Below are 10,595 nucleotides of genomic sequence, written 5' to 3'. Positions count from 1 at the left end.
AACCAAGCTCGATATTAAGGCAACGAAGGGTTCACCATACTTCTCACACTTATGATCCCCCACACCGCTGACCGTCAAGAAGGCGGCTAAGTTCCCAGGCTTAAGCCGAGACATATCTTTTAAGCTTGCATCTGAAAAAACGGTATAGCCCTGAACTTTATCCTTCTGCGAAATTTCTTTTCTGAGCCCTTTTAATGCCTCAAACAAAAGATGCTCAGCCTCGCTAAGATCGGCGTGCTTGTTCACTTTTTTCTCAACCTGATTGATTTTTGGATCTACAGGCTCACATAGCTGAACTGTCTTATCTCCTTTCAAAACAGCCATCGATAAGTCCGTCAGATGCAGTGTACTGCCTTGAGAAAAGTCGAGTGATAGATAGCCGCGATCAATCAGCTGTGTAATGTAGTGAGACCAGTCTTTCCAGGCGATGTCCTTACCTGCGCCGTAGGTCTTGATAGTATTTAGACCCGACTCCAATACCGCGCGACTCGATGAAGCTCTCAAGATATCAATTAACATATTAATACCTACAGCCAAATTGCGCTGCTGAACTCTAAAGCAAGCAGACAGGGCTTTCTGAGCGATGACTGTGCCATCGAAGCTTTTGGGTGGATGAATGCAGTGGTCGCAGTGCCCACAACCTTCTTCTCGATGCTCACCAAAGTAATTCAGAACAAAATTGGTACGACAAGAAAGCGTTTGGGTAAACTCCCAAAGCCGGCTAAGCTTGGCTAATTGCACTTGCTTGAAGCGCTCATCGGCATCGCTATCTTCGATAAAGCCTGTCAGGGTTTTCATATCACCAAAACCTGCAAACAGTAGCGCTTTGGCCTCTTCGCCATCTCGCCCGGCACGGCCCATTTCCTGATAATAGCTTTCAATATTTTTTGGCAGGTTATAGTGAATTACCCAGCGAATATTCGGTTTATCGATACCCATACCAAAGGCGATGGTAGCGCAGACTATCTGGATATCATCACGCAAGAACTTGTCTTGCACCTCTGCCCTACGTTCACTATTCATCGCTCCGTGATAATGCTCGGCAATGTATCCGGCATCACGTAATTTCGCTGCCGTTTCTTCGGTACTGCGGCGGCTCAAGCAATAAATAATACCGGCTTCCTTGCCTTGCGTTTGCAGAAACTGGTAGATCACCTGAATTCGTTTTTTAGCTGGCAAGACCTCTATTTCAATATTTTTACGCTCAAAACTGGATACAAAGGTCTCGCAGTTGACCAAGCCTAGTTGCTGACGAATATCTTGCTGTGTCGCAGTATCTGCGGTTGCAGTCAAGGCGGCTACCGGCACATTGGAGAACAAACGTATCAGCTCGGTTAGGCGAGTATATTCAGGACGGAAGTCATTCCCCCATATTGAAACACAGTGCGCTTCATCAATGGCAATTTGCACGATATTCAAACGACTCACCCAATTCAAAAAACCTCTTGAAACAGCGCGTTCGGGTGATACATATAAAAGCTTAAGTGCACCACTTTCCGCTCGGGTTCGAATCATCTGCTCCTCATCACTGCTGCAGGCACTATTTAGCGCCTCAGCTTGAATACCGCTAAGTTGAAGTGCTGAGACTTGATCCTGCATTAGTGCGATAAGAGGTGAGACAACAATACTCAAACCGTCCAGCATGACAGCGGGCAGCTGGTAACAAATAGACTTACCACCACCGGTAGGCATAATCACCAGGCTAGACTGGCCCTTAAGTGTACGTTCGATGGCACCCGCCTGATTGAGGCGAAAGGCATCATAGCCAAAGTAAGATTTTAGGGCGTGAAGCGCCGTGTCCTTATTCATAGGTCGTTCTCCTGAAAGGGGCTGTGATTCTTAACTTCCCTTTGGGCATCATGAGGAGACACGTCGGGCAGGTCTTTCCAATTTATCGGCATCGCAAATTCCTTTTGCTAATGATTGAATTCACGAGAAGCCTAGCAAATATAGTGGGTCGCATGCAAAGTCGGCCAACACGATTTACATTACAATAGGCCAAAATATTAAACGCCATTCTGGCAACTAAACTAGATGGAACACCTCCTAAATGCTAAAGTAAGCAGATGCTAACTTCCTATAAGCCAATAACGCTAATAATAAAGCGCTCAATAGTCCTATTAGCACTGTTTTTATCAGCTTGCGCCAGCTTTGATCAGACCAACATTAAACCCGGTCAGCGTGTTGATGGCTTTACTTTCTCTTTTGAAGTGCCTACAGAAACACCCTGGTTTGCAGTCGTATATGGCACAAGTCATCGTCTGAAACTCAGCCAATTAAACCAAGACGATAGTTACTCCATTCTAGTCACCTTAACTCGCGGCCCAAGAAGCGGTATGTATTCGAGTGCCAACGCGCACTTACAGGCACTAAAGCGCCACCTGCAATTAGAACGGCAGCCAAAAGGTTTAGTCCTCCATCACCAGGCACAAGCCATTGATACACGCTATGGCGAATTATGCATTCGTCAAACCAGTAATAGCGAAGACTGGCGAGGTCGAGCAAAGCCCGGCCCAGCGCTGATAGACAGTATCACCCTGACCTGTCCTCACCCCGGCTTCGCAAACGTACTAATCAGCACGACGCTAAGCCGACGCTATGAAACTCACGCAGCAACACTTGAACTAACAAACTACGCAGACCAACTTTTCGCTTCATTCGAGTTTGAACCAGATTATTGAAAACACCATTCCGAAAAGTAAGGGTTTTCTCATTCTCTGAACTGAGTTAGTTTTAGCACCAGTCAAGTTCAAGGAGCGCATCATGAAAAAAATCATCATAAGCAATAGCGGGAAAGCAAATGTATTACAAGTTCAAGAGGCTGCCGACCTGGTGGCTGGTGATAAGGAAGTTCGTATTGCAGTGAAAGCTGCGGGATTGAATTTTGCTGATATTTTGGCTCGACAAGGCCTCTACCCTGATGCGCCGAAAACGCCTTGTACCGTTGGCTATGAAGTATCGGGTGTCATTGATGCTATCGGCACAGGCGTAGATGAATCCTGGCTAGGCAAGGAAGTTATCGCCTTAACACGCTTTGGCGGCCAAGCTGAGCAAGTCACAGTGCCCCTACAACAAGTATTTGATAAACCAGAAACGCTCTCCTTCGAAGCCGCAGCAGCAATCCCCGTAAACTACCTTACCGCCTACCAATTACTCGTCGCGATGGGAGGCTTACAAGCTCATGAGAGCGTTCTCATTCACAATGTGGGAGGTGGTGTCGGTCTTGCTGCACTGGAAATCGCCAAGCATATTGGCGCTACAATTTATGGTACTGCTAGCTCAAGGAAGCACAAGTTCTTAAAAGAAAAGGGCTTGGATCACGCAATAGATTACCGTACCCAGGATTGGAAGAAAGAACTTCTCGCCCTCACCAATAGCCGCGGTGTCGACTTGATCACAGACCCTATTGGCGGCGATAACCTGAAAAAAAGTTACAGTGCCTTAGCTAACACCGGCCGACTAGGCATGTTTGGTATTTCCTCTGTGTCCGACTCGGGAATCAAAGGCAAGTTGAATATGCTTAAGATGATTGTGCAAACACCTTTTTATCACCCTTTTGGTTTAATGGATCAGAACAAAGGCGTATATGGTGTCAATATGGGGCATTTATGGCATGAACATAAGAAGATTGATATCTGGATGAAAGAGATACTAAAAGGCTATGCTGAAGGCTGGATCAAGCCTCATGTCGATAGCACGTTTTCCTTCAAGGATGCAGCCAAAGCGCATGAGCATATCGAGCAACGCAAGAATATTGGTAAAGTAATTTTAGTCCCCTAACTCACAATGAAAGCAAGGCTCTTCCATTTATTGGCTTGCTGAGCCTTCGCATATTCTAGAAGGTATACTGAGCCAACATACTGACACTAATAGAATCGCTGTCACGATAGACTTGCGGGCCCTCAAGTACGCGGTATCGCTTACTCTTAAGGAACAAGACTTCCGCCCCTAAGCGCAGCGCACTGTCTTCTTCCTGCCACATTAACGCTAAGGTATGACTACGCCCAAACTCGTTATTTTCTTGGTCCATCTGATCTTGGTCATCAATACCAAACTGGTCATAGCGATAGCTGATTCGATAGTCATTCAGACGGTAGGAAAACATGCCGTACAGGCTGTAGAAATCTATATCAATGCCAGGACCCGCTCCCATTTCAGAGCTGCCTTGAGAGGCTTCCGATAAGAACTCCCAGCCCTCACTAATACGCCAAGCCAAGCCAGCCATAGCAAAGCGGGTTTTCCAGGCATATTCTGCATGTAGAAGTGTCGTATCGCCCCGGTTATCGACCCAAGTGAGCTTTATATTCAGCTCATCCAAAGCCAGTGATGACCTCAGCGCATACCCTGGCCGACCATCAAGATCTCGACCAAAAGGTTTAGTACCGTCATCTCGCTGCCCCGCAAAAATCTGCCCGTCTTGAAGGTTGCTGAGCTCAGGCAAGGCCAATACATCACCCAATACCGTGCGCTGACGCCCGTAAGTCCAACCTCTATAGGCCAACAAAGCGCCCATTGAATCATTACCACCAAAGACCGTTGCAGCTGCCGATAACTCTGGCCCACTATCAAAATGATAACGATAAGACATGTCTAAGCCGATAGGGTGAAACTCCTCACCTATCCAGCTATTGAGCGAAGAGTAGCTAATGGTATAAGGGGATTCCCAGAAGCGATCTATATTTTCCATTGAGGTCGGTAAGAAAAACTGGCCCAGCTTAACACTAAGCGCTTGATTGAAGTCGATATCATGACGATACCTTGCGCTCCACTCTATCACCCCAAGAGAGCGAACGGAGCTATCATTACTCGTACCTTGTGCTTGGATATGAGTACTCAATTGAAAGGCAGAAGAAGGCCGGTACCGATACTCGATATTTGATTCAAATAGGCCTGAAACCGAGCTATCCTGGTCACCCTGTCCAAAACGTCCCAGCCCACCATTGAGCCATGTATTTCCGCTGTCTTGATAGTTGGTAACAAGCGTCACATTGCCGATAAAGCGGTGTGGGCTATTCTGCTTTGCATGCACAAGTGCGCTGCTGATCAAAGCGACTAGAAGCAAGGCGGCACAGATAACTGAAGAGTGTTTTATTCTGAATGCTTTGTTTAGCCTTGTTCATCGAAAAAATAATGCTAGTACTCACTGTTTACATCATAGCCTTTAAACCAGGTAACAAAGTCTGCCGAGTTTTGTGGGCGAGAGATATAGTAACCTTGTAACTTATCGCATCCCCATGTTTCGAGTAAGGCCCAAGACGCTCTGTTTTCAACCCCTTCAGCAACGACAGTTAAACCGAGCTGATGAGCCATGTCTATCGTTGACTGGACAATAGCCTGGTCATATTTACTTTCATCCAGTTTCAAAACAAAGGCCATATCGATCTTTAGCTCGTCTACGGGTAAATCTTTAAGTTGGTTCAAAGATGAATAGCCTGTGCCATAATCATCAATCGCCAAGATAATCCCTTGGTCTCTTAATTGATTAAGCACTTTTAGGGCTTGAACCGGGTTATCAATCATCGCACTTTCGGTGACTTCAAGAATTAGCGAAGAAGTAGAGAGGCCGTTTTTCTCAAGCTCTTGCGCCACATAATCGGGTAGGTCATCGTTGGCCAGATCATAAGCCGAGAGATTGACCGCCATTTTTAGGTCTATCCCTTGAGTTCTCCAAGCAGCGGCTTCACGCAATACACTAGCAATCACCCAACGCGTTAGCGGTGGCATCAAGCCAGACTGTTCAGCAAGACCAATGAACTCTTCAGGTGAGATAAAGCCCAACTCGGGATGAATCCAACGAATCAATGCCTCAACCTGGGTGACTTTGCCTTGCTTAAGCTCCAGCTTTGGCTGATAGAACATGCATAAGGAATCTTGATCGATCGCCTCTTTCAAATCGTTGACCAGGCGCGTTTGCTTAAGATGCTTTTCATCACTACCTGGCTGATAAAGCAACAAAGCAAGCTTCTGCTCATTCGCTTCATTGAGCGCTATGTCCACACGCCTCATTAATTCATCAGTTCGTTGACCATGCTGTGGATATAAAACCACACCCGAGGTAAATGCAATGGGGAGCTTAAGCTCGTTTATTTGATAGGGCTCAATAATCGCTTCTAAAATTCGATTCGCTCGTGCAGATACTTCTGGTTCTGTATCTGCCTTGAGCAATAACAAGAACTCATCCGCCCCCAGCCTTGCAGCACTATCATCCTCACCCATCAGCGAAGAAAGGCGCTTGGCAATACTAATTAGAAGCTGGTCGCCGATATGATAACCAAAGGTCGTATTCACTTGTTTGAAGTGACGAACATTCACCTGCATCAGTGCAAATATGTCTGAATCACCATCGCTTTGCTCAAGCAGGGTTTCAATCTTCTCTTGTATCGAAGCGCGATTAGCCAAACTCGTCAAAGTGTCGTGAAAGACTTGATAGAGAATTTTGTCTTCTCGATCAGCGATGCCCCGCTGCATATGACTTAAGCTGTTAGCGAGTTTACCTATCTCGTTCTTCTTAAAAAGATCAAAATCAATTTCTCCCTTATAATCACCCTGGCTAATTCGTTCTGCCGCACTCACCAGCGTATTAACCGGTCGTGTAATATTTCGGGCAATAATAAAGGCAATAAAAGCCGATAGTAGCAATGCAACGGATGCAATAATGAGTATATGGATTTTTAGTGGTGAAAATTTGGCAATAGCCAAAGACAAGGAGGTACTCAATACCGCATTCACTTGATAATTATCAGCCTTCACCAATGAAGTCACCAGCGCTAAAAAAGACTCTCCCTGGTATGTCATGTGCAACCAGTCACCCTGAGTTTCATAGACCCTCATTGCTGCGTTAGTCTGCTCATCCAGAGTCGACAACTCAAAGCGGCGCTCATTGCTATCCCAACCCGAAAAGCTCACCTCCAGCGTTGTCAGCTCTTTTAACTGCCGAGCAAGCTTATCGTCAATTTGGAAACCTACGGCTGTCCAGGCAGACGTAACCGGCGCAAGTACCGGCAACATCAGAATTTGGTAGGGTAAGCCATCTAATACAACGGTTTGCATCAGACCGCCATTTTCCTCTGCTTCTGACAACAAGTGCTTAAAGGGGAAGTTCTGGCTTTTACCTGTGCTGGCAATCAAGTCACCTTCGAGTGAGGCGATCATCATCAAGTCAGCGCCTATTCTAGCCCCATGATTGTCGAGCACTGAGCCAATAGTTGAACGGTCCTGATCCAGCACAGCGGCTTTAAAACCAAAGTCTGAGGTCAGTACCTCAGCAGACTCGAACAACTGGTTACCTCGCAGCGCCAGTAACTGTTCAAAAACCTTTTGACCTACGACGAGCTTCTCTCTCGCCTGCTCAGCGACACTATTGTTAGTCGCTAATAACACTGCCGAAATCGTCATAATCGACGAGACAATAATTAAACTTAAAAAGGATAGTAGGATTTTTTTTCGCAAGCTCAAGTCAATAATCATCGCGATCCCTTCTATACGCTCTGAACTGACGTCGCGTCTTTTCCTTTTTGAGCTTCAAGGTAATCGTGACTGTTTCATGCTTACTATCGATAGCTTTTCTAACTAAACCGGCTTTCCCCTCTAAGCGAGGATGCCAAATGAGCAGTTCTTCAGCTGTCTGAGAAAAGGTAAGTTTGCCGCTTTCATCGCTCACACCATAATTAGGCCATGGTGACACATAGATATAGCCCAACATTGAGTCATGAATATTGCAACCTAGTGCCACTAAACCCGGCTGATTAAAGGTAATCGGCTGTTCGGGAACTCCTTGATATAATTTAATTTCAAACTTTTTGGGTTGGGAAAAGGAATAGACATGGTGACGGATATTATCACTATTGGGAAAGACAACCGCTTGCCCTTGGTCTATCGCCAATACATGAGGTACAAAGGCAATATCAAGCTGATCCATAATGGCCGGCGTTTCCTCTGCTTGCTCAATATTTCCTTCGGGTATCGCTACATAAGCGTCTTTAACCGGTTTACCGTTCTGATCAAGCACTAAAACCTCAAAAGCAGCTAAGGGTGTCGAACAGAAAACAAGTAAACTAATCATTGCAAAAACAAGTGGGTTAACACGGCTCACTAACACTCTCCAGTCGCTATAGAAGTCCTTAGACGCTGTTAATCAGTGTAGGTTCAAAAACCGGAATCAGAAAGAAGTCAGGTGACTATTTTTTGATTCCGATTAAGGGTCGTTCGATTATACTTAGCCAGAGCCGACGAATTCGAATCACACCTAAATAGCCTAGTAAATTTAAATTATAGGCTATAGATATTAGTCCTACAGCATGCTTAAATAGGCTTCTACGCAAGGGATAATGCGTTAATAACAAAAATGAAGCCGTGCACTACCTTCTACCCAACAACCATAGCAGCTGACCATGAAAGTCCGAACGCCATCATCACTCCGCCAACCGAGCTAGAATCGGATGATGCGGTTTCTGGCCTGGACATTCTTTCAAACTTTCAACGTTCAGATGTTACTAGCGAACTGAATATCTCGACTATGACTGATAATAACAAAGGACAAGCTATCCCCTTCAACATTCAATCATTTGGTTTCAGTGATGTAGGTAATAAACGAACTCAAAACCAGGATGAAATCCTGGTAAAAGATTCTGATTCATTATGGCTTGTCGCTGACGGTATGGGCGGTCATGTTGATGGCGATAAAGCTAGCCAGGAGATTGTAAGGCAACTATCTGAAAAGGAACTACCAGTAAACCTTTTCTCCAAAGTAGATGCAATTAAACAAACTATACAAAATGTAAACACCGAGATATTTAGCTATGCAAAGGATAATCAACTAACGTGTGGCAGCACGGTTGTACTTCTGGCGCTTGAGAATAACAAATCTACCTTCTTATGGGCTGGGGATAGCAGGCTTTACTTATGGAGACGCGGTGAACTAACTCAATTGTCTTCAGACCACTCAATCTATAACTTATATAAAGAATCAGGTCTACCGACAGAAAACATTCAAAACAATGCAATTACTCGAGCGGTAGGTGTTGATGAGAACATTGATCTGGATATCGGTTTTCTAGACTTGGCTGTGGGCGATAGACTAATGCTGTGCTCCGACGGTCTGCACGACCCGGCTGGAGATGAAGGCATCAAGTATGCTCTATCCCTAGATACCCCGGAAAGTGCTGCGGAGAACTTAAAAAGCACCGTACTCGCGGGTGAGGCTAAAGATAACTTATCAGGTGTTTTTACTTGGCTGTAGCATTATCGATCAAAACTAGCTTCAACTAAAGCCCACACTGACACAGATTCTTGGAAACTAACATGTCAAAGACAAGCCACCTCAAAAAGGTGACATGTTACTAATTCAACTGTTGGGAAAAGGTATCTCTACATGCCACTAAACGGTATACCCGTTAATTCGGCAATCTCCTTTTTCCAAGTCGCAATATCTTGCAGAGTAAACTTACTCAAATGGTCATGGCCACACGCTCTCGCCATCACTTGCATCAAGTGTGTCGAGGATTTAAAGAAGCGTTCAAGCTGCTGTGCAGAGGTGTCAATATCCAGCTTAGCTCTGAGTTCAGGTTTTTGTGTCGCAATGCCTGCCGGACAAAGGTTGGTATTGCACATCCTGGCAGCAACGCAGCCAATAGATTGCAAAGCAGAGTTTGAGATCGCAATGCCATCGGCCCCTAGGCACATTGCTTTGATAAAGTCTGAGGGCACTCGCAAACCACCAGTAATTATTAGCGTGACATCATGACGTTTACGGTCATCCAGGTAGCGCCTAGCGCGTGCCAAGGCTGGCAAAGTAGGCACAGAAATATGATCTCTAAACAAACTCGGTGCTGCACCAGTACCACCACCACGGCCATCGAGAATCAGATAGTCTGCACTGGCTTGCAAGGCAAACTCAATGTCTCTCTCGATATGATTAGCAGATAACTTCATGCCAATGGGGATACCACCCGACACCTCACGAATGCGATCAGCGAAGTGTTTAAAATCTTTAGGGCCATTCATCTCAGGAAAACAAGAAGGCGATATAGCATCCACACCTTCAGCCAAACCTCTTACCTCAGCAACCTTTCCACGCACTTTGGCTCCTGGAAGATGACCTCCGGTACCCGTTTTCGCGCCTTGCCCACACTTAAAGTGGAAGGCCTGAACTTGTTGTAGAACATCTTCAGAGAAGCCGAATTGCGCTGACGCTAATTCATAGAAATAGCGGCTATTCTCGGCCTGTTCCTCAGGCAGCATACCGCCCTCCCCGGAACAAATACCCGTCCCTGCTAATTCCGCCCCTCTTGCTAGTGCGATCTTTGCTTCTTCTGAAAGTGCACCGAAGCTCATATCTGAAACAAATAGTGGGATATCTAATACCAAAGGCTTTTTGGCTTTCGGTCCGATGATCAACTCCGTCCCTACTTTTTCATCTTCCAACAAAGGCTTCGTTGCCATCTGGGCGGTCATGATTTGAATATCATCCCATTCTGGAAGTTGCGTACGGGGTACTCCCATCGCTACCATTTCACCATGGCCACCGGTTTTCTCTAAACCGTCTTGTGCCAAAGCTTTAACCTCTGCCAAGCTTGGCTCTTCGGCGACTTCTTCAG

Annotated in this window: 8 protein-coding genes; 3 read left to right on the top strand and 5 right to left on the bottom strand. The window is 45.8% G+C overall.

Annotated features, from left to right (window positions below; all coding sequences use genetic code 11):
• Positions 1–1,809 (bottom strand): DNA helicase RecQ (recQ, locus tag A3735_RS14860; protein WP_068638216.1); only part of this gene is annotated, 1,809 nt, incomplete at its 3' end.
• A gap of 257 nt (positions 1,810–2,066) precedes the next feature.
• Between recQ and A3735_RS14855 the strand changes: the two genes are divergently transcribed.
• A complete protein-coding gene (locus A3735_RS14855; protein WP_068509688.1) occupies positions 2,067–2,681 on the top strand; it encodes a hypothetical protein in 615 nt (204 codons plus the stop codon).
• 82 nt (positions 2,682–2,763) lie between these two features.
• A complete protein-coding gene (locus A3735_RS14850) occupies positions 2,764–3,780 on the top strand; it encodes a medium chain dehydrogenase/reductase family protein (protein WP_068513341.1) in 1,017 nt (338 codons plus the stop codon).
• Between the two features lie 55 nt (positions 3,781–3,835).
• On the opposite strand, the gene A3735_RS14845 is transcribed toward A3735_RS14850, so the two are convergent.
• The 3 genes from A3735_RS14845 to A3735_RS14835 form a co-directional block, all read right to left on the bottom strand.
• Positions 3,836–5,029, bottom strand: coding sequence for a hypothetical protein (locus A3735_RS14845; protein WP_068513344.1), 1,194 nt, complete (start codon positions 5,027–5,029; stop codon positions 3,836–3,838).
• A gap of 104 nt (positions 5,030–5,133) precedes the next feature.
• Entirely contained in the window at positions 5,134–7,467 is a 2,334-nt protein-coding gene (locus tag A3735_RS14840; protein WP_068638211.1) for an EAL domain-containing protein, read from the bottom strand.
• Positions 7,457–8,092 carry a methylamine utilization protein gene (locus tag A3735_RS14835; protein ID WP_082882087.1) on the bottom strand — a complete coding sequence of 212 codons (636 nt, stop codon included), beginning with the start codon at positions 8,090–8,092 and terminating at the stop codon, positions 7,457–7,459. The genes A3735_RS14840 and A3735_RS14835 overlap by 11 nt, the downstream gene beginning before the upstream one ends.
• A gap of 252 nt (positions 8,093–8,344) precedes the next feature.
• On the opposite strand from A3735_RS14835, the gene A3735_RS14830 reads away from it, so the two are divergent.
• Positions 8,345–9,238: a PP2C family serine/threonine-protein phosphatase gene (locus tag A3735_RS14830; protein ID WP_082880432.1), complete on the top strand. Its 894-nt coding sequence runs from the start codon at positions 8,345–8,347 to the stop codon at positions 9,236–9,238.
• Positions 9,239–9,366: 128 nt separating this feature from the next.
• Here A3735_RS14830 and A3735_RS14825 read toward each other — a convergent pair.
• The coding region (locus A3735_RS14825; RefSeq protein WP_068638209.1) for an FMN-binding glutamate synthase family protein at positions 9,367–10,595 on the bottom strand (1,229 nt) is incomplete at its 5' end.

The sequence above is a fragment of the Oleiphilus sp. HI0061 genome (genome assembly GCF_001635675.1).
The sequence above is the reverse complement of the archived record's forward strand: the minus strand, read 5'-3'. Positions and strand labels throughout refer to the sequence as shown.